This is a genomic window from Zoogloea sp. JDB1 (assembly GCF_056724025.1).
The window spans coordinates 2,925,320-2,952,197 of the sequence record NZ_CM161496.1; the positions used below are offsets into that span (position 1 = coordinate 2,925,320).

Below are 26,878 nucleotides of genomic sequence, written 5' to 3' on the forward strand. Positions count from 1 at the left end.
AGTGTTGCTACCCTCAGCCATTCGCAAGCCGATGTGCGCATGACAAATAACCCTAAGGGGAACGATCGTGGTTTCAACCGTAACGGGCATGACGACTGCGCAGATTGGTGCGCTGACGACCATTCAAATTGTGGCGTTGACGACGGCCGACATACAGGCTTTGACGACCACTCAGGTCGCTGCGTTTACGACAGTTCAGATTCCTGCGTTTGAAACGCGGGACCTCGCAGTCCTGTCCACGACTCAGATCTCGCAGGGGATGACGACGGACCAGGTAGTCGCCCTGACGACCACCCAGGTGCAGGCGTTGACGACGGCAGGTGTGGCGGCGCTGACGACCACGCAGGTCGCAGCGATGGAAACCACGGACGTGGCGGCCCTCAAGACCAGCCAGGTTGCGGCCCTGACGACGGCGCAAGTGCAGAGCGGTCTGACGACGGCCCAAGTGGCGGTGTTGACCTCGGCCCAAGTGGCAGCCCTGACGACCGCGCAAGTGCAGAGCGGCCTGACGACGGCCCAAGTAGTGGCGCTGACGACTTCGCAGGTGCAGGCGCTGACGACGGCCGGCGTGGCGGCGCTGACGACCACGCAGGTCGCGGCGATGGAGACCACGGACGTCGCGGCCCTCAAGACCAGCCAGGTGGCGGCGCTGACGACGGCCCAGGTGCAGAGCGGCCTGACGACGGCCCAAGTGGTGGCGCTGACGACGGCACAGGTGCAGGCGCTGACGACAGCCGGCGTAGTCGCGCTGACGACCACACAGGTCGCAGCGATGGAGACCACGGACGTGGCGGCCCTCAGGACCAGCCAGGTGGCGGCGCTGACGACGGCCCAGGTGCAGAGCGGTCTGACGACGGCCCAGGTGGCGGTGCTGACCTCGGCCCAGGTGGCAGCCCTGACGACCGCGCAAGTGCAGAGCGGCCTGACGACGGCCCAAGTGGTGGCGCTGACGACTTCGCAGGTGCAGGCACTGACGACGGCGGGCGTGGCGGCACTGACGACCACGCAGATTGCGGCGATGGAAACCACGGACGTCGCGGCCCTCAAGACCAGCCAGGTGGCGGCCCTGACGACGGCCCAGGTGCAGAGCGGCCTGACGACGGCCCAAGTGGTGGCGCTGACGACGGCGCAGGTGCAGGCGCTGACGACGGCCGGCGTAGTCGCACTGACGACGACGCAGGTCGCAGCGATGGAAACCACGGACGTGGCGGCCCTCAGGACCAGCCAGGTGGCGGCGCTGACGACGGCCCAGGTGCAGAGCGGCCTGACGACCGCCCAGGTGGCGGTGCTGACCTCGGCCCAGGTGGCAGCCCTGACGACCGCGCAAGTGCAGAGCGGCCTGACGACGGCCCAAGTGGTGGCCTTGACGACTTCGCAAGTGCAGGCACTGACGACGGCCGGCGTGGCGGCACTGACGACCACGCAGGTTGCGGCGATGGAAACCACGGACGTCGCGGCCCTCAAGACCAGCCAGGTGGCGGCCCTGACGACCGCGCAAGTGCAGAGTGGTCTGACGACCGCCCAGGTGGCGGTGCTGACCTCGGCCCAGGTGGCAGCCCTGACGACGGCCCAAGTGCAGAGCGGCCTGACGACGGCCCAAGTGGTGGCACTGACGACTTCGCAGGTGCAGGCGCTGACGACGGCCGGCGTGGCGGCACTGACGACCACGCAGGTTGCGGCGATGGAAACCACGGACGTCGCGGCCCTCAAGACCAGCCAGGTGGCGGCGCTGACGACGGCCCAGGTGCAGAGCGGCCTGACGACCGCCCAAGTGGTGGCGCTGACGACGGCACAGGTGCAGGCGCTGACGACAGCCGGCGTAGTCGCGCTGACGACCACACAGGTCGCAGCGATGGAGACCACGGACGTCGCGGCCCTCAAGACCAGCCAGGTGGCAGCCCTGACGACGGCCCAAGTGCAGAGTGGTCTGACGACGGCCCAGGTGGCGGCCCTGACCTCGGCCCAGGTGGCAGCCCTGACGACGGCTCAAGTGCAGAGCGGCCTGACGACGGCCCAAGTGGTGGCACTGACGACTTCGCAAGTGCAGGCACTGACGACGGCGGGCGTGGCGGCACTGACGACCACGCAGGTTGCGGCGATGGAAACCACGGACGTCGCGGCCCTCAAGACCAGCCAGGTGGCGGCCCTGACGACGGCGCAAGTGCAGAGCGGCCTGACGACGGCCCAAGTGGTGGCGCTGACGACGGCGCAGGTTCAGGCGCTGACGACGGCCGGCGTAGTCGCACTGACGACCACGCAGGTCGCAGCGATGGAGACCACGGACGTCGCGGCCCTCAGGACCAGCCAGGTGGCGGCGCTGACGACGGCCCAGGTGCAGAGCGGCCTGACGACCGCCCAGGTGGCGGTGCTGACCTCGGCCCAGGTGGCAGCCCTGACGACCGCGCAAGTGCAGAGCGGCCTGACGACGGCCCAAGTGGTGGCGCTGACGACTTCGCAGGTGCAGGCACTGACGACGGCGGGCGTGGCGGCACTGACGACCACGCAGATTGCGGCGATGGAAACCACGGACGTCGCGGCCCTCAAGACCAGCCAGGTGGCGGCCCTGACGACGGCGCAAGTGCAGAGCGGTCTGACGACGGCTGAAGTGGTGGCCTTGACGACTTCGCAGGTTCAGGCGCTGACGACGGCCGGCGTAGTCGCACTGACGACCACACAGGTTGCGGCGATGGAAACCACGGACGTGGCGGCCCTCAGGACCAGCCAGGTGGCGGCCCTGACAACCGCGCAAGTGCAGAGCGGCCTGACGACGGCCCAGGTGGCGGTGCTGACCTCGGCCCAGGTGGCAGCCCTGACGACCGCGCAAGTGCAGAGCGGCCTGACGACGGCCCAAGTGGTGGCACTGACGACTTCGCAGGTGCAGGCGCTGACGACGGCCGGCGTGGCAGCGCTGACGACCACGCAGGTTGCGGCGATGGAGACCACGGACGTCGCGGCCCTCAAGACCAGCCAGGTGGCAGCCCTGACGACCGCGCAAGTGCAGAGCGGCCTGACGACGGCCCAGGTGGCAGTGCTGACCTCGGCCCAGGTGGCAGCCCTGACGACGGCCCAAGTGCAGAGCGGCCTGACGACGGCCCAAGTGGTGGCACTGACGACTTCGCAGGTGCAGGCGCTGACGACGGCCGGCGTGGCGGCACTGACGACCACGCAGGTCGCGGCGATGGAGACCACGGACGTTGCGGCCCTCAAGACCAGCCAGGTGGCAGCCCTGACGACGGCCCAGGTGCAGAGCGGCCTGACGACGGCCCAAGTGGTGGCGCTGACGACGGCGCAGGTGCAGGCGCTGACGACGGCCGGCGTAGTCGCACTGACGACGACGCAGGTCGCAGCGATGGAAACCACGGACGTGGCGGCCCTCAGGACCAGCCAGGTGGCGGCGCTGACGACGGCCCAGGTGCAGAGCGGCCTGACGACCGCCCAGGTGGCGGTGCTGACCTCGGCCCAGGTGGCAGCCCTGACGACCGCGCAAGTGCAGAGCGGCCTGACGACGGCCCAAGTGGTGGCCTTGACGACTTCGCAAGTGCAGGCACTGACGACGGCCGGCGTGGCGGCACTGACGACCACGCAGGTTGCGGCGATGGAAACCACGGACGTCGCGGCCCTCAAGACCAGCCAGGTGGCGGCCCTGACGACCGCGCAAGTGCAGAGTGGTCTGACGACCGCCCAGGTGGCGGTGCTGACCTCGGCCCAGGTGGCAGCCCTGACGACGGCCCAAGTGCAGAGCGGCCTGACGACGGCCCAAGTGGTGGCACTGACGACTTCGCAGGTGCAGGCGCTGACGACGGCCGGCGTGGCGGCACTGACGACCACGCAGGTTGCGGCGATGGAAACCACGGACGTCGCGGCCCTCAAGACCAGCCAGGTGGCGGCGCTGACGACGGCCCAGGTGCAGAGCGGCCTGACGACCGCCCAAGTGGTGGCGCTGACGACGGCACAGGTGCAGGCGCTGACGACAGCCGGCGTAGTCGCGCTGACGACCACACAGGTCGCAGCGATGGAGACCACGGACGTCGCGGCCCTCAAGACCAGCCAGGTGGCAGCCCTGACGACGGCCCAAGTGCAGAGTGGTCTGACGACGGCCCAGGTGGCGGCCCTGACCTCGGCCCAGGTGGCAGCCCTGACGACGGCTCAAGTGCAGAGCGGCCTGACGACGGCCCAAGTGGTGGCACTGACGACTTCGCAAGTGCAGGCACTGACGACGGCGGGCGTGGCGGCACTGACGACCACGCAGGTTGCGGCGATGGAAACCACGGACGTCGCGGCCCTCAAGACCAGCCAGGTGGCGGCCCTGACGACGGCGCAAGTGCAGAGCGGCCTGACGACGGCCCAAGTGGTGGCGCTGACGACGGCGCAGGTTCAGGCGCTGACGACGGCCGGCGTAGTCGCACTGACGACCACGCAGGTCGCAGCGATGGAGACCACGGACGTCGCGGCCCTCAGGACCAGCCAGGTGGCGGCGCTGACGACGGCCCAGGTGCAGAGCGGCCTGACGACCGCCCAGGTGGCGGTGCTGACCTCGGCCCAGGTGGCAGCCCTGACGACCGCGCAAGTGCAGAGCGGCCTGACGACGGCCCAAGTGGTGGCGCTGACGACTTCGCAGGTGCAGGCACTGACGACGGCGGGCGTGGCGGCACTGACGACCACGCAGATTGCGGCGATGGAAACCACGGACGTCGCGGCCCTCAAGACCAGCCAGGTGGCGGCCCTGACGACGGCGCAAGTGCAGAGCGGTCTGACGACGGCTGAAGTGGTGGCCTTGACGACTTCGCAGGTTCAGGCGCTGACGACGGCCGGCGTAGTCGCACTGACGACCACACAGGTTGCGGCGATGGAAACCACGGACGTGGCGGCCCTCAGGACCAGCCAGGTGGCGGCCCTGACAACCGCGCAAGTGCAGAGCGGCCTGACGACGGCCCAGGTGGCGGTGCTGACCTCGGCCCAGGTGGCAGCCCTGACGACCGCGCAAGTGCAGAGCGGCCTGACGACGGCCCAAGTGGTGGCACTGACGACTTCGCAGGTGCAGGCGCTGACGACGGCCGGCGTGGCAGCGCTGACGACCACGCAGGTTGCGGCGATGGAGACCACGGACGTCGCGGCCCTCAAGACCAGCCAGGTGGCAGCCCTGACGACCGCGCAAGTGCAGAGCGGCCTGACGACGGCCCAGGTGGCAGTGCTGACCTCGGCCCAGGTGGCAGCCCTGACGACGGCCCAAGTGCAGAGCGGCCTGACGACGGCCCAAGTGGTGGCACTGACGACTTCGCAGGTGCAGGCGCTGACGACGGCCGGCGTGGCGGCACTGACGACCACGCAGGTCGCGGCGATGGAGACCACGGACGTTGCGGCCCTCAAGACCAGCCAGGTGGCAGCCCTGACGACGGCCCAGGTGCAGAGCGGCCTGACGACGGCCCAAGTGGTGGCGCTGACGACGGCACAGGTGCAGGCGCTGACGACAGCCGGCGTAGTCGCGCTGACGACCACACAGGTCGCAGCGATGGAAACCACGGACGTCGCGGTCCTCAAGACCAGCCAGGTGGCGGCCCTGACGACCGCGCAAGTGCAGAGCGGTCTGACGACCGCCCAAGTGGCGGTGCTGACCTCGGCCCAGGTGGCAGCCCTAACAACCACGCAAGTGCAGAGCGGCCTGACGACGGCCCAAGTGGTGGCACTGACGACTTCGCAAGTGCAGGCGCTGACGACGGCCGGCGTGGCGGCACTGACGACCACGCAGGTTGCGGCGATGGAGACCACGGACGTGGCGGCCCTCAAGACCAGCCAGGTGGCGGCCCTGACGACGGCGCAAGTGCAGAGCGGTCTGACGACGGCTGAAGTGGTGGCTTTGACGACTTCGCAGGTTCAGGCGCTGACGACGGCCGGCGTAGTCGCACTGACGACCACACAGGTTGCGGCGATGGAGACCACGGACGTCGCGGCCCTCAGGACCAGTCAGGTGGCGGCCCTGACAACCGCGCAAGTGCAGAGCGGCCTGACGACGGCCCAAGTGGTGGCACTGACGACTTCGCAGGTACAGGCCCTGACGACTGCAAGTGTGGCGGCATTCACCACTGCTCAGCTTGTTGTTCTGGAAACGACGGATCTGGTTGCGCTGAAGACCAGCCAGATTGTTGCCCTGACGACGGCGCAGGTGCAGGGTGGTCTGACGACGACCCAGGTCGCTGCACTGACGACCACGCAGGTTGAGGCGCTGACAAGTACGCAGGTTGCTGCCTTGACCACGACCCAGATCTCCCATTTGAAGCTGGGAACGCCCTTGGTCCTTGACTTGAATGGTGATGGCGTCACGACGCAGAGCATATCGTCCGGTGTTTCTTTCGATCTCTTCGCGACCGGCCAGAAGGTTCAGACCGGTTGGGTTGCAGGCGGAGACGGTTTGCTCGTTCTCGATCGCAATCATGACAGTGTTGTCAATGATGGCAGTGAGCTTTTCGGTAGTGCGACGAGACTGGCTGACGGCAGTACTGCGGCAAATGGCTATGAAGCACTTGCGGCTCTGGATACGAATGGCGACGGATCGATTTCCAGTGCCGATACCGGCTTCTCGGATTTGAAGGTATGGGTCGATGGGAATTCGGACGGCATCAGTCAGGTGGATGAACTGCACAGTCTGGATTCGCTCGGTATCGTCAAGTTGAATCTGGATGCGACGGCCTCCTCCGACAAGAACAACGGGAACATCGTTGGCTTGATCTCCAGCTATGAAACGTCTGCTGGCGTCACTCGTGAGATGGCTGACGTCTGGTTTGTCGCCGACAAGAACGGGGCAACTTCCAGTTCTGGAACGACCGCAGAACCTTCAACGGGCAACGATCTACAGTCGAAGGTGGGTGGTCTGGTTGGTGCGATCGCGTCCTTCAATGCCGCGCAGGCTGGTGGGCAAAATGCCGAGTCCGGTGGTTTGGGCTTCGCGTCTGGCACGACAGCAAGTTCTGTGAGTGGTGTCGTGACCGTCTTGAACCAGTTCGATGCAAATGGGCGGCCGTTGGCCGGTCAGCCGGGAGTCCAGGGCGTGGCGACAAAGCTTGGCACTTCCGAGCTGGTTGGTATCGCCCAGAATTCGAATGGAATTCTGACGAACGGCAAGTGATTTAACTCAAGCCAATCCGGGGCGACAAGGTCGGAAGGCCGTGTCGCCCCTTTTTTCTGTTTGGAAAATATTTCGCCGATCTCTCGGCGTGGATACCATTACAGATCAAGTCTAATTTGATGGTGAGCCCCATGGTGTCAGAGTCCGGTATTCACGACGAACTGCTAAGCTTGATTTCCACTGCGCTTGAGCTTCAAAGGCAGGGCGTGCTCGACAAGGCTGAGGCTGCTTTCAGAGAGGTCTTGCGAGTCAAGCCGGATGAACCCGTTTCCCTCTATTCGCTGGGGGTGATTCTGTACGGCAGGGGGGAGTTGAAGGGAGCGCTCGAGCTGTTCGGCCGTTGCACCAGCACTTCTCCCGGATTTGCTGACGGCTGGTTCGGTTATGCAAATGCCCTGCAATCGTCCGGGGAGCGGGAACAGGCGCTGGCAGCCTATGACAAGGCAATCGAGGTACGGCCTGAATATATCGGGGCGTTGATCAATAGCGGCGTGCTGCTGCGTGATATGTACAAGCACCGTGATGCCTTGAGCCGCTTCAACCAGGCACTGGAAATTGAGCCTGACAACCCGAGCGCCCTGGGCAATAGCGCCATTTTATTGACCGAATTCCGGGAGAGCGCTCGAGCCATTTCCCAACTTGAGCGTCTGGTGGCACATCATCCGGACTACGATTACGCTTTCGGGCTGCTTGCCTACGAACGGCTTCATATCGGTGACTGGACTGATTTCGAGAGCCTGCGCCAGCGCATTCTTGCGGGAATCCGGGAGGGAAAGCGGGTCTGCAAATCCCTGGCCTTCATGGCTCTCTCCGATTCGGCCAAGGATCAATTCGAATGTACGAAAATCTTTGCCAGTCACTTCTGCCCGCCAGCACAACAGCCGCTATGGAGCGGAGAGGACTACAAGCATAGGAAATTGCGCATTGCCTATGTGTCTCCCGATCTCCGTGAGCATCCCGTCGGGCATTTGATGTGTGGGATTTTCGAATGCCATGACAAGACGCGGGTCGAGACCATCGCCATTTCTTTGGGGGTGGATGACGGGAGTAGCCTGCGTGCTCGAATGTTGAATGCGTTCGATCATTTCATCGATGCGCGGGGGATGTCCTCTCGAAAGATCGCAGAGAAAATGCGCGAGATGGAGGTCGATATCGCCATCGACCTGGCGGGCTATACGTCGGATTCGCGCATCGATATTTTCTCGTGGAGACCGGCGCCGGTTCATATCAATTTCCTCGGCTATCCGGGGACCCTGGCCGTCGACTACATGGACTACATCCTGGCGGATCGTCATGTGATCCCTCAGGAAAATCAACAGTTCTTCAGCGAAAAGGTACTTTATCTCCCCGACTCTTATCTGCCGACCGACCGCAACCTGAAAGTCGCCGAGGCGACGCCCAGTCGTGAATCCTGCGGCCTGCCGCCCGAGGGCGTTGTCTATTGCTCTTTCAGTCATGATTACAAGATCTCGCCGCCCTTGTGGAAGGTCTGGATGTCCTTGCTGCAGAAGACGCCGGGAAGTGTCTTGTGGCTTGTCGCGCGCAACGAATTGACTCGGGCCAATTTCCGCCGTTCTGCCCAGGAGTTCGGGATTGAGCCGGAGCGTCTGGTGTTCGCCGAGCGTGTGCCGCGCATCGAAGACCATCTTGCGCGCTATCGGCTTGCAGACCTGTTCCTCGACACCTGGCCTTACAACGCGCATACGACGGCCGCAGATGCTTTGTATGCCGGCCTGCCCGTCATCACCTACATGGGGGACGGCTTTCCGTCCCGAGTCGCAGGCAGCCTGTTGCATGCCATCGGTTTGTCCGAGCTGGCAACGGACTCCTGGGAAAACTACGAGGCGCTGGCGCTTAAGCTGGTTTCGAATCGTGCGTCGCTCTCTGAATTGAAGGCGCGCCTGCTCGCCAACAAGACCACGCACCCGCTTTTCGATACCCCACGCTTCTGCCGCAATCTCGAGTCCGTCCTGTTTTCGGTGGCACGTACCAGCGTCGTCGGCGGGCAGGACGAAGCTGTGCGTGATGTGGATGCCGCCGCCTCGTCCGTCGAGCATTCCGTCAGTCGTCTGCTGCAGGACTTTGCCGGGCAGCATGTCGCCCCGCTGGAGGCCCGACTGACCTGCAGGGAGCGCACGCTGGCGGAAATCGCTCGAGTGCTTGGTGGCGGTAATGTTGCGGATGATGGCCCCGCGGGCCGAATTGCGCAGCTATTGCGCAAGGAAGGGATCCTGCCGGGCAAGGAAGCAGCTCCGAGCGCCGTCGAGCGCCTCTACACGGCGCACGTGGACTTCGATCGCGTGAACACGCAGAACGAGAAGGAGTTTGAGCTCTTCCAGCGCACGGATATCGTCGGGTGGTGGAGAATGAAGCGCTTTCTCGAGCCCGTATTCAAGTGTCTTTCCCATACCAAGAAGGATCGTTGGATGACGGTTGGCGATCCTTTCGGAGCCGATGCGTACCACATGACTCGAGAAGGATTCGAGTCTGTGCTCCCGACGAGTATCGGCGATCATTTGCTGAAGCAGGCCAAGCAGCGGGGGCTCATTTCTGACTACCGGGTCGAAAACGCCGAGGCCTTGACGCTTGAAGACAATTCAGTCGATTACGTGCTCTGCAAGGAGGCGTACCATCATTTCCCGCGCCCAATGCTGGCTCTCTATGAAATGCTGCGGGTGGCGCGTAAAGGGGTGGTACTGATCGAGCCTCAGGACCCTGTAATCGACAGTCCGATTCATCTGGGCGACCTGCCGGCCGGCTACGAGGCTTCGGGCAATTATGTGTATACCCTGTCCCGCCGGGAACTGCACAAGGTCGCCTTGGGGCTGGATTTGCCGGCCGTCGCAACGCGTGGCCTGTACGACATGTGGTATGACGGCGCCAGTGAAATCCCGGCCCAGGAAGACAATCCCAGGTTCGTCGAGTACCGACGGCAGGTCGAGGAGGCCGAACTCCTTTGCTCCCGGCAGCAGCAGAAATATAATTATCTGCTCGCGATCATCTATAAAGAGCGGCCGGATATCGATCTGGCGCAATTCCCGGAAGGCTGGTCGATCACGTCCTTTCCCGGCAATCCCTATATTTCGAGAAAATGATCATGAGTACACAGTCTTTTTTTCATGCTCGGAGGGGCACGCATGACACGGTCGCTTGATCTGGGATGTGGTCCTCAGCCGAAGAATCCATTCAATGCCGAGGAGCTGTATGGGATCGACGTGCTTGAGGACCTCGAATCCAACATCCGTTGTGCAGACCTCGTCGTCGAGCCAATCCCGTTCGAGGACGAGTTCTTCGAGTATGTGACTGCTCATGACTTCATCGAGCATGTGCCGCGCTTGATCTATGCGCCAGCGCGCAGAAACTCCTTCATCGAGCTGATGAATGAGGTCTACCGTGTTCTGAAGGTCGGTGGGTTGTTCCTTTCGCTAACTCCTGCCTACCCGAATGGTGTTGCCTTCAGGGATCCGACGCACGTGAACATCATCACGGACGAGACTTTCCCCCTCTATTTCGACGACGTGAACCGTTGGGCTGCGACTTACGGCTTCAAGGGGGCGTTCAACATCCGCATCCAGGAGTGGAGAGGTCCGCATTTGCTGACAGTCATGCAGAAAGTGCCTCTTCCGCCTGTGGCCTGAATTTCCTGCGCATGGGCGGAGCGGGCGTGCTCAATTTCCGGGAGGGCGATCATGGTGAACGATGACTCATTCGTAATTCGCAAGGCCCTGAAGGTCAGAGGCAAGAGCCTTGCCTTTCGGAATGCTGCCGTTGGAGATGCGGAGTTCATTCTTTCTCTGCGTACTGATGAGGACAGATCCCGGTACTTGAGCTATACGTCCCCGGATCTGCGCGCTCAGCAGGACTGGCTGGCGAAGTATGCGGAGGCGTCCGATCAGGCGTATTTCATCATCGAGAGCCTGGCCGGCGAGCCCTTGGGGACCGTAAGGCTGTACGATCCCAAAGGCGACAGCTTTTGCTGGGGAAGCTGGATTCTCAAGCGTGACCGGCCTTCGTGGGCAGCCATGGAGTCGGCCTTGATGGTGTACTCATATGCCGTCGATCATCTCGGCTTCCATCGTTCCCACTTCGATGTCCGCAAGGGAAACGAGAAGGTCTGGACGTTCCATGAACGCTTTGGCGCGGTTCGGGTTGCCGAGAACGAATTGGACTACTTTTACGAGTTGGGCCTGGACGCCATTCGGGCTTCGCTGGCGAAGTATCGCAAGTATCTGCCTGAGTCGGTGAGCGTGGAGTGGCTGAATACCGTTTCAAATTGAGAGATTCCTCTCGCCGAAGATGGAGTTCATATGCCTTTGAATGACTGCCGGATCCTGGAGTTGCCCAAGATCCACGACCCGCGGGGTAACCTCACTTTCATTGAGGGAGATATCCACGTTCCCTTCAGTATTCAGCGGGTTTACTATCTGTACGACGTTCCGGGTGGTGCCGATCGGGGAGCACATGCGCACCGGAATCTTCATCAGTTCATCGTGGCCATGTCGGGCAGCTTCGACGTGGTGCTCGATGACGGTGTGGATCAGCGGCGCTTTCACTTGAACCGTTCGTATTTTGGCCTTTATGTCTGTCCGATGATGTGGCGGTATCTGGATAATTTTTCATCCGGCGCCGTTTGCATGGTGCTTGCCTCGTCGAGGTACAGCGAGGCTGATTACATCCGGGATTACGATGAATTCATGGCGGCGGCGAAGGTGCTGCGCTCATGATCCCGTTTCTGGATCTACAGGGGCTCAACAAATCCCTGTCAGCCGAATTCCAGGCCGGGCTGGCCCGGGTGCTGAGTTCCGGTCAGTTCATTCTCGGCCCGGAAGTGGAGGCTTTCGAATCCGAGTTCGCCGCCTATTGTCAGGCCAGGTATTGTGTTGGGGTGGCTAATGGCCTGGATGCGCTGCATCTGATCCTGCGGGCTTACGATATCGGGCCCGGTGACGAGGTCATCGTGCCGGCCAACACCTTCATTGCAACCTGGCTGGCGGTTTCCTATTCCGGCGCGCGTCTGGTGCCGGTGGATGTTGTGGCGACGACCGGCAATATCGACCCCACTGCCGTGGAGGCCGCAATAACCCCCCGCACACGCGCCATCATGCCCGTTCATTTATATGGGCAAACTGCCGAGATGGATCGGCTGATGGCCATTGCGGAGCGGCACGCGCTGAAAGTCATCGAGGATGCCGCGCAGGCGCATGGTGCCGTCCATCATGGGCGCAGGGCAGGGGCCTTGGGGCACGCTGCGGGCTTCAGCTTTTATCCTGGTAAGAATCTCGGGGCGCTGGGGGACGGCGGTGCCATTACGACGTCTGATCCCGCATTGGCGGAGCGTTTGCGTATGCTGCGGAATTACGGGGCGCAGCGCAAATACCACAACGAGGTCCAGGGCTTCAATTCCCGTCTGGATGAGTTGCAGGCCGCCTTCCTGCGCGTGAAGCTGGCGCGCCTGGACGAGTGGAATGCGTCGCGTGCGCATGTGGCTGAACGATATTTGGCCGGGCTTGGCGACGCAGACGTCGTGCTGCCCACAGTCTTGCCCGGCAATGTGTCCAGCTGGCATCTCTTCGTGGTGCGTAGCGAGTGCCGGGATCTCCTTCAGTCCAGGCTGGTCGAGGCTGGTGTACAGACAGGCATCCATTATCCGGTCCCGCCCCATTTGCAACCGGCCTATGCGGACCTGGGACATGCCGTTGGCAGTTTTCCCGTGACCGAGATGCTGCATCGACAGGTATTGAGCCTGCCCATGGGGCCGAACCTCAGCGATGAGCAGGTGAGTCGGGTCGTTGCGGCGGTGTCCTCTGTCCATAACTGATGCGTTGATCCGATGAATACGTCCAAGAATCCCCACGAGCTGATCACTGAACTGGCGGCGCTGAACAAGGGTATTCATGAAATCCTGCAGGATTCCTATTTCGACTCTTTCGCGCTGCTCAAGCGTGGCCAGGTCGAAAAGAAGATTGCCAGCGGCTTGTTCGGTAACTTGAAGCGCATCTATCTGGGCGAGCACCTGAAGAGATGTCAGCCGTTGGTGGAGGGGCGCGAGTACGTTCCACTGCCTGCAGACTTTCTCACCAGCCCGGACTTGAAGTTCCCGGCCGGCAGCATGCTGTTCCTGACGAACAATGATGTCGGGACCGACCTTTCCCGCTACATGGACTTCTATAACCGCAATCCGGACGTATTGGCGGTAATCTGGGATTGGGATTCCCAGCACTGGATCCAGATGAGTGCGATGCTGGCCATGAGTTGCGACTTTTACATACCGGCTTCTTCCGAGAATGTGTTCCAGTTGTCGCATTTCAATCCATGCACGATTGGGCCCGTTTTCGTGGGGGTTCATCAATGGTCCCGGCGGTTTGTCGTCGACAATTTCGACACCTTGCTCGCCCCGCGCAGTGACGAGCCTTTCGGGCCTCACGCCTTTTATGGAAGCTATGAACGGCGGAATCGGGCGGTTGTCACCGTAGGCAATACGTTTCCGAGTGTCGGTTTTGTCACCAACGATTACAAAGGGCGTTCCGATCTGGATAACCTGCGGGAATGGTCCGCACACAAGACGCACTGGATCGCGCCCGTGCTCGGAGGCGTTCCGATCCGTGTCTACAATGCGCTGATGGCGGGCGGCATTCCTATCGTACCTTCTTTCTACCGCGCACTTCCCGAGGTTGCGCTGCTCGGGGATGTTCCGCTCTATTACGAGGTATCGGATCTGATCAGCCCACGTGAAGTGAATGCGCAGGCTGTCGCCAAATTCGATGCGGCGGGAGAAAGCGGCCTCATTCAACGGATTGCGTCAGCGCTGGATCGGCACCATGTGGACAGTCGGTGTGAGCAGATCCTCGCAACGCTGGAGCGTTTTATTGCCGCAATTGCGAGTGGCGATCGCAACTTCGAAGCGGGCTACCTCGGCCTTAAGGTTTGACGGTTCCCGGTCGCTCTTCAGATGGCAATGCAAAAGACGGTCATTCTAGTTCCGATATACAAGGCTCAACTCGATCGCTTCGAGCGCTACTCGCTGGACGTGTCTCTGGCGACGCTGGGAGGGCGCCATCCCGTGCTTTTCATCGGGCCGGAGGGGCTGGACATTTCTGCATATCAGGTGCGCTATGCTGGAATGCAGTATATGCCATTTCCCGAGGAGTCCTTTGCGTCGATTCCCGGGTATAACCGCCTGTTGCTCAGTCCCGATTTCTATCGGCGCTTTCTCAATTACGAGTTCATGCTGATTCTGCAGACAGATGCGATCCTGCTGCGGGATGAACTGGATTTGTGGGCAGCCCGACCGTTCGATTACGTTGGTGCCCCCTGGCCGGAAGGTGTCGAGCTCTGGGTGAATGCAGGTGTCTTCGAGGGGGATAGGGGCAAGCGCACCCGGGCCCATGTGGGGAATGGGGGGTTATCATTGCGGCGGGTCAGGCCTTGCCTGGCCTTGCTGGAAGAGTTTCAGGATGTGGTCGGGGTCTTTGATCGCACGGGCTCGAGCGAGGATCTGTTTTTCTCCATCATGGGTGGTTTGTCTACGGACTTCATACTGCCCAACGAGATCATGGCTTCGCATTTCTCGCTCGAACTGAGTCCTTCTTTCTATTTCGCCGTGAATGGCGGCAGGGTGCCAATGGGTGGGCATGCATGGTGGAAGTACGAGCCGGTATTCTGGCATCGCTTCCTCCCGGATGCGCCGCGTTAGGTGTGGATGGTGGCAACCGTCACCGCCTGTCTGGAGTCGTTGTAATGTTTAAGCCCGTACCGTGTGCGGTCCGGGCTCCTTGTCTGCAGGTTCCGAATATATGAACGCTCCTCTGGTGCCCAGGGTTTATGTCGCAGGCCACCGTGGCATGGTGGGAGGCGCCATCGTGCGCGAATTGTTGGCTCAGGGGTGGGCGCCTGAGCAGATCGTGACCCGGACTCATGCCGAGTTGGATCTGACCGATCAGGCCGCGGTGCGTGCCTTTTTCGAGTCGGAAAAACCGGAAATGGTTTACCTGGCCGCGGCCAGGGTGGGGGGCATCCATGCCAACAATACATATCCGGCGGAGTTCATTTATCAGAATCTCATGATCGAGGCGAACGTGATCGATTCCGCATTCCGGAGCGGCACAAAGCGCTTGTTGTTTCTTGGATCGAGTTGCATCTATCCCAAACATGCATCCCAGCCGATGGCGGAGGATGCTCTACTGACGGGGGCACTGGAGCCGACCAATGAACCTTATGCGGTCGCCAAGATTGCCGGCATCAAGTTGTGCGAGAGCTATAACCGTCAGTATGGCGACAGTCATGGCCTGGATTACAGGAGCGTGATGCCGACCAACCTGTATGGGCCGGGCGACAATTACCATCCCGAGAACTCCCATGTGATTCCTGCGCTCATCCGCCGTTTTCATGAAGCGAAGGTCGGAGGGCTGCCGGCCGTACTCATCTGGGGAACCGGTACGCCCAGGCGTGAATTTCTGTATGTGGACGATCTGGCCGCGGCCTGTGTCCACGTCATGGAGACGCCTTCCCACGACTATGTGCAGCACGTTCAACCGATGCGCGGCCATCTCAACGTGGGAAGCGGCGAGGAGGTGAGCATTCGTGATCTGGCGCTTACGGTCGCCCGCGTTGTCGGCTACCACGGTGACATCCGTTTCGATGTGGAGAAGCCGGATGGAGCTCCCCGCAAACTGATGGACAGCGGCCGCTTGCAGGCGCTGGGGTGGCAGCCGAAGGTGGATCTACTGTCCGGGCTTGAATTTGCCTATGAAGACTTTTTGAAGAGTTGCACATGACAAACAAGGTTGCGCTTATCTCCGGCATAACGGGGCAGGACGGCTCTTATCTGGCCGAGTTTCTCCTCGATAAGGGATATACGGTACATGGCATCAAGCGGCGGGCCAGCTTGTTTCATACGCAGCGGGTGGACCATATCTATCAGGATCCCCACGTCAGCAACGCCCGTTTCCGGCTGCATTACGGTGATCTGAGCGATACCAGCAACCTGATCCGCATCATTCAGGAGACGCGCCCGGACGAAATCTACAACCTGGGCGCGATGAGCCATGTGGCGGTGAGCTTCGAAAGTCCGGAATACACGGCGGACGTGGATGCCATTGGCACATTGCGCATCCTCGAGGCCATCCGCATCCTGGGGCTGGAGAAGAAGACCCGCTTCTATCAGGCTTCGACGAGCGAGCTGTATGGCCTGGTCCAGGAGATGCCGCAGCGGGAGACCACGCCGTTCTATCCCCGCAGCCCCTATGCAGTGGCCAAGCTCTACGCCTACTGGATTACGGTGAATTACCGGGAGGCTTATGGCATCTACGCCTGCAATGGAATCCTGTTCAACCATGAAAGCCCGCGGCGCGGCGAGACGTTCGTAACCCGCAAGATCACCCGCGGATTGGCCAATATCGGGCAGGGGCTCGAGCAGTGCCTGTACATGGGCAACATGGATGCACTGCGTGATTGGGGCCATGCCAAGGATTACGTGCGGATGCAGTGGCTGATGCTGCAGCAGGAGCAGCCCGAAGATTTCGTGATCGCGACGGGCAAGCAGTACAGCGTCCGCCAGTTCATTCAGTGGAGCGCCGAGGAATTGGGGGTAAGGCTTCGTTTTGAAGGAAGTGGCGTGGACGAGGTCGCCGTCGTGGAGAGTGTCGAAGGTGACAAGGCCCCGGAAATGAAGCCCGGGCAGATCATTGTCAGAGTGGATCCCCGTTATTTCCGTCCGACCGAGGTGGAGACGCTGCTGGGGGATCCAACGAAAGCCAAGGACACGCTCGGCTGGGAGCCCGAGATTACCGTGCAGGAGATGTGTGCCGAGATGGTGGCGGGGGATCTCGCCGACGCCCAACGCAATGCACTGTTGAAGAAGCACGGCTATCACGTGAATGTGAGTGTTGAATAAGGTGCATCGTTCGGCTGTAAGCCTGTTGATGGTGGCGGTGTTGAGTGCGTGTGCGGTCAAGCGTCCGCATTACGATCTGCCGGCCGTGCCCTTGCCGGCGGAATACCGCAATTCGGTGCCGGTAACGGCGGGGGATGGGGGGCTGCCCGTGCCGGCGGCTGGTACGCAGCCGCTCGACGTGGCCAGTTGGTGGCGTTCCTTCGGCAATTCGGAGCTCGATCGTCTGATGGACCGGGCGCTTGCGAACAACCCGGATATCCGCATCGCCACATTACGCATCGCGCAGGCCAAGGCCCGCGCGGATCAGGGCCGGGCCGGCCGGTTGCCGTCCGTGACGGCGCAGGCGTTGACCGCCAAGCAGGCGCCGGGAGGGACCGTAGGTTCGGTTCCGGTGGGGGGCGACGTGCATCAGTCGCAGCGCTCCTATCAGGCGGGCGTGCAGGGGCAATGGCGTGTCGACCTGTGGGGCGAGATGGGGGCCTTGGCCGAGTCGGCGGAGTTTCAACTGTGGCGTGCTGCGTTCGAACGCGACAATGTGCAACGGACGCTTGTCGCCAGTCTGGCCTCGAGCTATATCGAGTTCGTTTCGCTGAATGATCGACTGGGGCTGGCGCTGGAGACCGAGGCCGCATTGAAATCGACGCTGGTGACGGTGGAAAGGCGCGTTGCCGTGGGCGACGCGACTCTTGGCGAACTGGAACAGCAGCGTGCGGCGATCTTTTCGCTGCGGGCTACGATCCCGGCCTTGGAGCAGCAGCGTGAAGAGGCGCTCAACTCGGTGGCTTTCCTGGTCGGAACGGTCCCGGCAACGCTTGCGCTGTCGTCTGCGGGGCTGGATTCGCTGGCGGTGCCCACGATCAATGCCGGTCTGCCGTCGGCGTTGCTGTTGCGACGCCCCGATGTGAGGGCCGTGGAGGCCCGCTTGCTGTCCGCAGATGCGGATATCGATGTGGCACGCGCGCGTCTGTTTCCTACGCTCGATCTGTCGGCGCAGATCGGCTACAGCAGCTTGTTTCTGTCCCAGATGTTTCAGCCGCAGACATTGTTCTGGAACATGGTGGCCAGTACGTCTGCGAGTATTTTCGATGGTGGGCGCCGCGCCAAGGAAGAGGACTTTTCGCAAGCCATTCATGAGGAATTGGTCGAGACGTATATTCGAACGATTCACCAGGCATTGCGTGAAGTCGAAAGCGGGCTGGCGGGCATTCGATTGCTGGAGAGGCGCGTGCTTGCCCAGCGCGAGGCGGCAGAGGCGGCGCGCCGGGCATGGGAGATCAGTCTCAAAGTCTATGCCGCCGGCGGCCTGGACTATCTCGGTCTGCTGGATGTGGAACGAACCTACCACCGGCATCTGGATGAGCTTTTGCGGATGCGCATGGAGCGCTACCGGGCCTACATCAATTTGTTCCAGGCCTTGGGGGGAGGAGGTGTGTCTGAGCCTATGCCTCCGGGCAATGATGGGTCGCTTGCGGCTCAGGCGTCGCTGCAAGAGCGCTCCGCTACAGGGTTGTCGAGCGCTCCTCCAGGAATCGTGTGGGAGAATGCCGCCGGCCGTTCCATGGAGGCGGTGTGGCGGGTGGAGTTGCCGGCGCTCTATCTTCAGTTGACGGTTCCTGCCGTGTGGCGGGATCTGCGTTCACGCTATTCCGCGCAGCTTGAAAACCGCGAGCTGCATCCGGTACAGGTCGGGCGCGTCGAGATGTCGAAGGATACCCAGGAGGCTTGGTACCGTCTGTATGTTGCGCCGTTTGCGCTTGCCTCCGACGCCGAGGCATTTTGCCGTACCTTGCAGGCGGACCAGCAGCGTTGCCGCGTGCTTCCGCTCCAGAAGCCATGAGCCTTCTTCCGGCATGAGCCGCCATTCCCGATAGAACTATGTTTTCCTGTTTCCTCGAAGAGTAATGGACGCCAAATTCCCTCATGCGGCGATTCAGTGCCTGACCGCGATCGCCCAGCACCATGGCATCCAGATCCATCCTGAGCGGGTGATCCACGAGTACGCCCTGGCTGACGAAGAGCCGGCCGACAGCCTGTTGCTGCATATCGCATCCGAGATCGGCCTGAAGGCGCGGTCCGACCGGCTCTCCTGGGACGGCCTGTGCGCGCAACAGGGGGTTTTCCCGTTGCTGGCGCGTTTTCAGGATGGTGTGTCAGTGATCGTTGTCGGGGTCCAGCCGGGCGAAGGGGGTACCCGGGTGGCGGTGGTCGATCCGCTGGCGGCTACCGCCGGTGTGCAGCTCTATGAGCGTGAGGCATTTTGTGCCCGCTGGCAGGGGGCCGTTGTTTTTCTCAAGCGCAGTTATGCGTTGAGTGATCCGCACCAGCCCTTCGGACTCCGCTGGTTCATTCCCGAGATCCTCAAGCAGAAGACCGCTTTCCGGGACATGGCGCTGGCCGCCGTTGCGATGCATGTCCTCGCCTTGGCGGCCCCGATGTTCTTCCAGCTGGTCATCGACAAGGTCTTGGTGCACCGGACCATGTCCACGCTGTCGGTACTGGCGGCGGGGGTTGTCATTGCGCTGGTCTTCGATGCCGTGTTCGGTTACGTGCGCCAACTGCTGATGTTGGCGGCGACCAACAAGATCGACATGCGTCTGACCCGACGGACTTTCGGGCACCTGTTGTCGCTTCCTATCGATTATTTCGAGACGACGACGGCCGGCGTCATCACGCGGCACATGCAGCAGCTCGAGAGCATCCGGCACTTCCTGACGGGGCGCCTGTTCTTCACGGCGCTCGATACGACGGCGTTGCTGATCTTCCTGCCCCTGCTGTTTGCTTACTCGTTCAAACTGGCCTTGATCGTGCTGGGCTTCACGCTGGTGCTGGCCGGCATCATCGCGGCGTTGCTGCCGACATATCGGCGGCGTCTGGACGCGTTGTACAGCGCGGAGGGCAAACGCCAGGCCTTGCTCGTGGAGACGATTCACGGCATGCGTACCGTGAAGGCGCTGGCCATCGAGCCGATGCAGCGCCGCATGTGGGATCAGCTGTCGGCCGAGGCCATCACGACCCATTTCCGGGTCGGCCAGATATCCATTTCCGGCGGCACGATCACCGACTTTCTCGGCAAGCTGTTGCCGGTCACGATCATCGTCGTCGGCGCGCAGGACGTATTCGATCAGACCATCACCGCCGGTGTGTTGATCGCTTTCCAGATGCTCTCCGGCCGTGTGGTGCAGCCCCTGATCCAGATCGTCGGGCTGATCAACGAATACCAGCAGACGGCGCTGTCCGTGCGAATGCTGGGCGAGGTCATGAACCGTCCGTCGGAAGGGCGGCTGGGCGCAGGTGGCGTGCGTCCGCAACTGAAGGGTGACATCGCCTTCGAGGACGTGACCTTCCGTTACCCGGGGGCCAGCATCAATGCGCTCGACCGTGCCCGCTTCCGTATCCCGGCCGGGGCCGTGGTCGGCGTGGTGGGGCGCAGCGGATCCGGCAAGACGACGCTCACCAAGCTGATCCAGGGGCTGTATCCAGTGCAGGAAGGGCTCGTGCGCTTCGATGGCCTGGATGCCCGGGAGATCGATCTGGCTCACCTGCGTGGACAGATCGGCGTCGTGCTGCAGGAGAATTTCCTGTTCCGGGGTACGGTGCGCGACAACATCGCGATGACCAAGCCCGACGCTTCCTTCGAAGAGATCGTTGCCGCCGCCGTCGCGGCCGGTGCCGACGAGTTCATCGAGCGCTTGCCGCAGGGATACGACACCCTGCTCGAGGAGAACGCGTCCAACCTCAGCGGTGGTCAGAAGCAGCGCCTCTCCATTGCCCGTTCCCTGCTGCCCAAACCGCGCATTCTCATCCTTGACGAGGCGGCCAGCGCCCTCGATCCCGAGAGCGAGGCCATCTTCATCCGCAATCTCTCGCAGATCGTCGTCGGACGTACGGTGATCATGATCTCCCACCGGCTGTCCACCCTCGTGAACGCCGATGCCATCCTGGTGATGCATCAAGGGCGTCTGACAGATTGCGGCCGCCATGAGGAGCTGCTGGCACGTTGTGCGACCTATCAGCAACTTTGGAATCAACAGACAAGCCACCTATGAGCTGGATGCGCAAGAAACAGGCTGGCTCGGAAGAGGCCGCCGTCGATTTTCTACCCGATGCGGACGAGGTCGAGCAGCGGCCGCTTCCCAGAAGTGCCCGTATCACGCTGCACGCGCTGCTCGCGGCGCTGCTGTGCTTCGTCGTGTGGGCGGCAGTTTCCGAAGTCGACCTGGTGGTGGTCGCCCGCGGTCGCCTCGTGACGCCGTTGCCCAACATCGTGGTGCAACCCCTGGAGACGTCGATCATCCAGCAAATCAACGTGCGCCAAGGACAGATCGTCAGGAAGGGTGAGCCGCTGGCGACCCTGGATCCGACCTTCACCGCCGCGGACGAAGCCGAATTGCGGACCCGTCTGCACAGCCTGAACAATCAGCTGGAACAACTGGAGGGCAGCCTCTCCGGGCGCAAGGTCGGAAAGCTCGAAGGCGCTGACGCGGACAGCCGGCTTCAGGTCGACCTCTCGGGCGAGCGGCAGGCGAGTTATGGCGCTCAAGTTCGCAAGCTGCGCGAAACGATCGAACAGATCCGCGCGGCAATGGAGACGAATCGCCGTGATCAGCAGGTCCTGGCATCGCGGGTCAAGGTGCTGAAGGACATGGCAGCCATGCAGGAGCAGCTCGTCGCGGAGAAGTACGCAGTACGCTCGCGTCTGCTCGACGCTCAGGACAGATTGCTGGAGGCAGAACGGAGCCTGCAGCTTGCCACCAACAAGGATGCCGAGTTGAAAAGGGAGCTGGCGGCCCAGGAGGCGGAGAAGGCCTCCTTTGAAACAGGATGGCGCCAGAAACTGATGGAAGAGGTCCTGGCCGTTTCACGCGAGCGGGATGCCGTCGCCGAACAATTGCAGAAGGCCGGCAAGCGCCACAAGATGGTCGTGCTGTCCTCTCCTTCGGATGCCGTGGTGCTGGAGATTGCCAAGCTGTCCCAGGGATCGGTCGCCAAGGAGGCCGAACCGCTGTTTACCCTGGTGCCCCTAGGTGCCGCGCTGGAGGCCGAGGTGGAGGTGGACTCCATGGATGTGGGTTATCTGAAGGTGGGCGATACGGCACATCTGAAGTTCGACGCCTATCCGTTCCAGCGCCATGGAACGGTGCCGGCTCAGTTGCGGACCATCAGCGAAGATGCCTTCCGCAAGGAAGCAACGGGCTCTGCCACGGCGTTTTATACCAGTCGGCTGCGTCTCGACGGCGGGCAGCTCAAGAGGATGCCCGAGCATGCCCGACTGCTGCCGGGCATGACGCTGAGCGCCGAAATCGTGGTCGGTAAGCGCAGCGTCATGTCCTATCTGGTGTGGCCGCTGGTCAAGGCGCTCGACGAGTCGATTCGCGAACCCTAGCCGCGCCCTGGCCGGGCATCAGGGGCGCACCGTAACTTTGGGGGCCCCGGAATGAACCCGTCCGATGACTGCGGCTTCCACGAAGCCGCCTTCACGGAAAGTCGTGAGCACCGTATCGACGGCCTCGGGTGAGCAGGCCACCAGCAGGCCGCCGCTAGTCTGCGCGTCGGCCATCACGCTGCGTTGCCATTCTTCCACGCCGTCGACAAACAGCACGTCGCCGCCGCAGCTCGCCAGGTTGCGGGCGATGGCGCCGGGGCCGATGCCTTGTTTCGCAAACGGGATCGCCGCCGGTATGACGGGTAGGGCGCCAGCGTCCACCGTTGCACCCAGGCCGGCGCCACGGCACACCTCCAGCAGATGGCCGAGCAGGCCGAAGCCGGTGACGTCGGTCAGCGCATGCACGCCGGGCAGCTTGGCCAGTGCCGGGCCGACCTTGTTGAGGCGGGTGGTGGTGGCGATCATCTGGGCGTAGCCGTCGGCGTCGAGCACGCCCTTCTTCATCGCCGAGCCGAGGATGCCGACGCCGAGGGGCTTGCCGAGCACCAGCAGGTCGCCCTCGCGGGCGTCCCGGTTGCGCTTGATCACGTCCGGATGGGCGATGCCGAGGGCCACCAGCCCATAGATTGGCTCCGGCGAATCGATGCTGTGGCCGCCCGCGACGGGGATGCCTGCATCTGCACAGACCGCCGCGCCGCCTTCGAGGATGCGTCCGATCGCCGCCAGCGGAAGCTTGTTCACCGGCATGCCGACGATGGCCAGCGCCATGATCGGCGTGCCGCCCATCGCGTAGACGTCCGACAGGGCGTTGGTGGCGGCGATGCGCCCGAAATCGTAGGGGTCGTCCACGATCGGCATGAAGAAATCGGTGGTAGCGATCAGGGCCTGCTCGTCGTTGAGACGCCACACTGCGGCGTCGTCGGCCGTTTCTGTGCCCACCAGCAGGTTGGCGAAGGGCTGGGCGGCCGGCATGTGGGCGAGCATCTCGCTCAGTACGGCGGGCGCGATTTTGCAGCCGCATCCGCCGCCGTGAGACAATTCGGTGAGTCGCAGGGGGGCTTCGGTCATCTCTGTTTCCTGTCTTTTCCAGTATTTCCAACGTGTCCCATCCCGCCCCATTCTCCGCCAGTCTCGATCGTCTCGAAGAGTTCGACGAGATCATCGATGTCCGCTCTCCGGCCGAATACGCCGAAGACCATATCCCAGGGGCCATCAATTGCCCGGTGCTGGATGACGAGGAGCGGATCCGTGTCGGCACGCTCTACAAGCAGGTCTCGCCCTTCGAGGCGCGGAAGGTGGGGGCGGCACTGGTGTCGCGCAATATCGCGCAGCACATCGAGACGCATTTTCTCAATAAGCCGAAGGGCTGGAAACCTCTGATTTACTGCTGGCGCGGTGGTCAGCGCAGTGGCGCGATGACGCTGGTGCTGGGGCAGGTCGGCTGGGGCGCGCGGCGCCTTGACGGCGGCTACAAGAGTTTCCGTCTGCGTGTGCTGGAAGACTTGGGGAGTCTCCCCGAGCGGTTGGGTTTCCGCATCCTGTGCGGTCCAACGGGCAGCGGCAAGACGGCGCTGCTGGAGGCACTGGCAACGACGGGGGAGCAGGTCCTCGATCTGGAGGCGCTGGCCAGGCACAAGGGGTCTGTACTTGGCGCCGAGCCTAACAGCGAGCAGCCCGGTCAGAAGGCATTCGAGACGGCCCTGTGGACGCAGCTACGGACTTTCGATCCGGCACGGCCGGTGTGGGCCGAGTCGGAAAGCCGGCGTGTCGGCCGGCTGCATGTTCCGCCTGAACTCTTCGAACGTCTGCGTGACGGCGATTGCGTGCGTATCGAAGCTGCACTGACGGCGCGGGTGGATCACCTGCTGGATCGCTACACCAGCCTGATCGCGGATCCCGCCGATTTCAACGCCAAGCTGGAACGTCTGGTGGGCCAGCACGGGCACAAGCAGGTCGGCGAATGGCAGGCGCTGGTGACGGCCGGTGAATGGCGGCAGCTGGCCGAAAAGCTGATCGTCGATCACTACGATCCAGCCTACCGGCGTGGCGGCGAGGGCTTGTACCGGCGGGCCGAGCAGGCCCGCGTGCTGCCGGTGAGCACGCTGGATCAGGGCACTCTGGTCAGCGTGGCCTGCAGTCTAAGGGACGGGGCCGCTCAGGCGGACGCCTGAACGGCGGGTTCAGGATTCCAGGCGGACAGCGATTTCGGCCAGCGTCGCCTCGAGGGCCGTGGCCAGCTCTTCGGCGAGCGTCAGCGCCTCGGGCTGGGACTGGCGGGAAGCCTGTTCGGCGCGTAGTGCCAGGGCCATCAGCGCGTTGGCCATGATGTTGCCGGACGAGCTCTTGAGCGGATGGGCAATGGGCGCGATCGCGCCGATGTCACCGCTGGCTGCGGCTGCGCGCAGCGTTGCCACCGTCGGGGTCTGGCTCTGGATGAACACGCCGAGCAGGCGGCGGATGAAGTCGGCCTTGCCCGGAAAGCGCGAGTCCAGTGCCTGCCAGTCTATCGTGCCAGCCGGGCGCTCCAGGGTGAGCCGGCGGATCAGCGTCACCAGGGCTTCGGGGTCGATGGGTTTGCTGATCTGGGCTGCCATGCCAGCGGCACGGCAGCGTGCCTGTTCCTCGGCGCCGGAATTGGCGGTCTGGCCGATGATGGGCAAGTCCGGTGAGTGGGCATGGATGCGCCGGGCCGCTTCATAGCCGTCCATCTCGGGCATCTGGATGTCCATCAGCACCAGCTGGAAGGCCTTGGGGCCGGCTTCGGAGACGCGGTCCACCGCGGCGCGCCCGGTGCCGACGATCTCCACCTGGGCGCCCTCGTAGCGCAGGACGTCGTCCAATACGATCTGGTTGATCTCGTCGTCCTCCGCGGCGAGAACCGTGATGCCCGTCAGACGGGGCGTGGCGGAAATGTCTTGGCTTGTCTCGTTCATCGGATTTTTCTCCCCGTAGCCGGGTCCCCGTTATTTTTGTGGAAACCCCTTACGGGGCGTGGCGGGATGAGCCGGAGCAAGCAGCCCATCCCGCGTACAGCGTACTACTTATAGGACTTCCGCCGCGTGGTCCGCAAGCCGCGAGCGCTCGCCGCGCTGCAGCGTGATGTGGCCGGAGTGCGGCCAGCCCTTGAAACGGTCCACCACATAGGTCAGGCCTGATGAGCCTTCGGTGAGGTAGGGTGTGTCGATCTGCGCGATGTTGCCCAGGCACACTACCTTGGTACCGGGGCCGGCACGGGTGATCAGGGTCTTCATCTGCTTGGGCGTCAGGTTCTGCGCCTCGTCGATGATCAGGAACTTGTTGATGAAGGTGCGCCCGCGCATGAAGTTCAGCGACTTGATCTTGATGCGGCTTCGGATCAGGTCGCGGGTGGCCGCGCGGCCCCACTCGCCGCCCTCGCCGGTGGTGCCGTTGAGCACGTCCAGGTTGTCTTCCAGCGCACCCATCCACGGCGCCATCTTCTCTTCTTCGGTGCCCGGCAGGAAGCCGATGTCCTCGCCCACCGGCACGGTGACGCGGGTCATGATGATCTCGGAGTAGCGCTTGGATTCCAGCACCTGGGTCAGGCTGGCGGCCAGCGTCAGCAACGTCTTGCCGGTGCCGGCCTGGCCGAGCAGGGTGACGAAGTCGATCTCCGGGTTCATCAGCAGGTTGAGGGCGAAGTTCTGCTCCCGGTTGCGGGCCGTGATGCCCCACACGTTGTTCTTCTGGTGGGAGTAATCGATGAGCGTCTCGAGGGTGACGGTCTTGCCGGCCTTGTCCTTGACCCAGGCCTGCAGCGGCTGTTCGCCCTCCTGATAGACGAACTCGTTGATCAGCATGTCCGGTGCGTCCGGGCCCTTGATCTTGTAGTAGGTCCGGCTTTCCTGCTTCCACGACTCCATGTCCTTGCCGTTGGCTTCCCAGAAGGCGGCGTCGATCTCCTTGGTGCCGGTGTACAGCAGGTCGGTGTCTTCGAGGACCTTGTCGTTGAAGTAGTCCTGCGCTTCCAGGCCCAGTGCGCGGGCCTTGATGCGCATGTTGATGTCCTTCGAGACGAGGATCACCGAACGCTTCCGGTCGAACTTCTCGAACAGGTACATCACCACTGCGAGGATCTGGTTGTCGCCCTTGGAGGTGGGCAGCGCGGCCGGCAGCTGGCTGTTGATGGCCTCCGTCTGCAGGAACAGGCGGCCGCTGGCCAGCTCGCTGGAGGGGCCGAGCAGGCTGATGCCGGCTTCGATGCCTTCCGGGCAGCTCTGCACGATCTCATCGAGGGTGCGGCTGGCCTGACGGGCATTGCGGGCGACTTCGGACATGCCCTTCTTGTTGGAGTCAAGCTCCTCGAGAGTCATCATCGGCACGAAGATGTCGTGCTCTTCGAAGCGATAAAGGCTCGTCGGGTCGTGCATCAGCACGTTGGTATCGAGGACGAAAAGCTTGGTAGCGGGGGTCTTGGACTTCGCAGGGCGTCGGGTAGCCATGATGTCGGTCTTCTCGTCGGTCG

At 62.7% G+C, this 26,878-nt stretch carries 17 protein-coding genes; 14 read left to right on the forward strand and 3 right to left on the reverse strand.

The features are described 5' to 3' along the window. Positions 1-88 precede the first annotated feature (88 nt). The 13 genes from AC1PPK_RS13100 to AC1PPK_RS13160 all read left to right on the forward strand — a co-directional run bounded on the left by AC1PPK_RS13100 (position 89) and on the right by AC1PPK_RS13160 (position 22,395). Complete coding sequence (locus tag AC1PPK_RS13100) at positions 89-7,120, forward strand: beta strand repeat-containing protein (protein ID WP_481113496.1); 7,032 nt, start codon at positions 89-91, stop codon at positions 7,118-7,120. A gap of 131 nt (positions 7,121-7,251) precedes the next feature. Continuing rightward, a complete protein-coding gene (locus AC1PPK_RS13105) occupies positions 7,252-10,215 on the forward strand; it encodes an O-linked N-acetylglucosamine transferase family protein (RefSeq protein ID WP_481113497.1) in 2,964 nt (987 codons plus the stop codon). 42 nt (positions 10,216-10,257) lie between these two features. After that, a complete protein-coding gene (locus AC1PPK_RS13110; protein ID WP_481113498.1) occupies positions 10,258-10,758 on the forward strand; it encodes a methyltransferase domain-containing protein in 501 nt (166 codons plus the stop codon). A 51-nt stretch (positions 10,759-10,809) separates the two neighbouring features. Continuing rightward, the gene (locus tag AC1PPK_RS13115; protein WP_481113499.1) at positions 10,810-11,397 is read left to right on the forward strand and encodes a GNAT family N-acetyltransferase; all 588 of its coding nucleotides are present in this window, start codon (positions 10,810-10,812) and stop codon (positions 11,395-11,397) included. 30 nt (positions 11,398-11,427) lie between these two features. Continuing rightward, positions 11,428-11,844, forward strand: coding sequence for a sugar 3,4-ketoisomerase (locus AC1PPK_RS13120; RefSeq protein ID WP_481113500.1), 417 nt, complete (start codon positions 11,428-11,430; stop codon positions 11,842-11,844). Continuing rightward, positions 11,841-12,938 (forward strand): DegT/DnrJ/EryC1/StrS family aminotransferase, encoded by a 1,098-nt coding sequence (locus AC1PPK_RS13125; RefSeq protein ID WP_481113501.1) that lies wholly within the window; start codon positions 11,841-11,843, stop codon positions 12,936-12,938. The genes AC1PPK_RS13120 and AC1PPK_RS13125 overlap by 4 nt, the downstream gene beginning before the upstream one ends. A gap of 12 nt (positions 12,939-12,950) precedes the next feature. Further along, positions 12,951-14,048 carry a hypothetical protein gene (locus AC1PPK_RS13130; protein WP_481113502.1) on the forward strand — a complete coding sequence of 366 codons (1,098 nt, stop codon included), beginning with the start codon at positions 12,951-12,953 and terminating at the stop codon, positions 14,046-14,048. A gap of 27 nt (positions 14,049-14,075) precedes the next feature. Continuing rightward, on the forward strand, positions 14,076-14,813 hold the full coding sequence (locus AC1PPK_RS13135; RefSeq protein WP_481113503.1) for a DUF5672 family protein: 738 nt from the start codon (positions 14,076-14,078) through the stop codon (positions 14,811-14,813). Positions 14,814-14,913: 100 nt separating this feature from the next. Beyond that, positions 14,914-15,894: a GDP-L-fucose synthase gene (fcl, locus tag AC1PPK_RS13140; protein ID WP_481113504.1), complete on the forward strand. Its 981-nt coding sequence runs from the start codon at positions 14,914-14,916 to the stop codon at positions 15,892-15,894. Then, complete coding sequence (gene gmd, locus AC1PPK_RS13145; protein ID WP_481113505.1) at positions 15,891-17,012, forward strand: GDP-mannose 4,6-dehydratase; 1,122 nt, start codon at positions 15,891-15,893, stop codon at positions 17,010-17,012. Before fcl ends, gmd begins: the two co-directional genes overlap by 4 nt. Further along, a complete protein-coding gene (locus AC1PPK_RS13150; RefSeq protein WP_481113506.1) occupies positions 17,002-18,849 on the forward strand; it encodes an efflux transporter outer membrane subunit in 1,848 nt (615 codons plus the stop codon). Before gmd ends, AC1PPK_RS13150 begins: the two co-directional genes overlap by 11 nt. Before the next feature lie 64 nt (positions 18,850-18,913). After that, entirely contained in the window at positions 18,914-21,058 is a 2,145-nt protein-coding gene (locus AC1PPK_RS13155; RefSeq protein WP_481113507.1) for a peptidase domain-containing ABC transporter, read from the forward strand. 5 nt (positions 21,059-21,063) lie between these two features. After that, positions 21,064-22,395, forward strand: a complete 1,332-nt coding sequence (locus AC1PPK_RS13160; protein ID WP_481113508.1) for an HlyD family type I secretion periplasmic adaptor subunit — start codon at positions 21,064-21,066, stop codon at positions 22,393-22,395. 18 nt (positions 22,396-22,413) lie between these two features. Here the strand turns inward: AC1PPK_RS13160 and selD are convergent, their stop codons facing one another. Continuing rightward, the gene (gene selD / locus AC1PPK_RS13165) at positions 22,414-23,463 is read right to left on the reverse strand and encodes a selenide, water dikinase SelD (protein WP_481113509.1); all 1,050 of its coding nucleotides are present in this window, start codon (positions 23,461-23,463) and stop codon (positions 22,414-22,416) included. A 32-nt stretch (positions 23,464-23,495) separates the two neighbouring features. Between selD and mnmH the strand changes: the two genes are divergently transcribed. After that, entirely contained in the window at positions 23,496-24,566 is a 1,071-nt protein-coding gene (mnmH, locus tag AC1PPK_RS13170) for a tRNA 2-selenouridine(34) synthase MnmH (RefSeq protein WP_481113510.1), read from the forward strand. A 9-nt stretch (positions 24,567-24,575) separates the two neighbouring features. Here mnmH and AC1PPK_RS13175 read toward each other — a convergent pair whose 3' ends face one another. Next, positions 24,576-25,328 carry a response regulator gene (locus AC1PPK_RS13175; protein WP_481113511.1) on the reverse strand — a complete coding sequence of 251 codons (753 nt, stop codon included), beginning with the start codon at positions 25,326-25,328 and terminating at the stop codon, positions 24,576-24,578. A 108-nt stretch (positions 25,329-25,436) separates the two neighbouring features. Continuing rightward, positions 25,437-26,855 carry a PhoH family protein gene (locus tag AC1PPK_RS13180; RefSeq protein WP_481113512.1) on the reverse strand — a complete coding sequence of 473 codons (1,419 nt, stop codon included), beginning with the start codon at positions 26,853-26,855 and terminating at the stop codon, positions 25,437-25,439. Between the last annotated feature and the right edge of the window lie 23 nt (positions 26,856-26,878).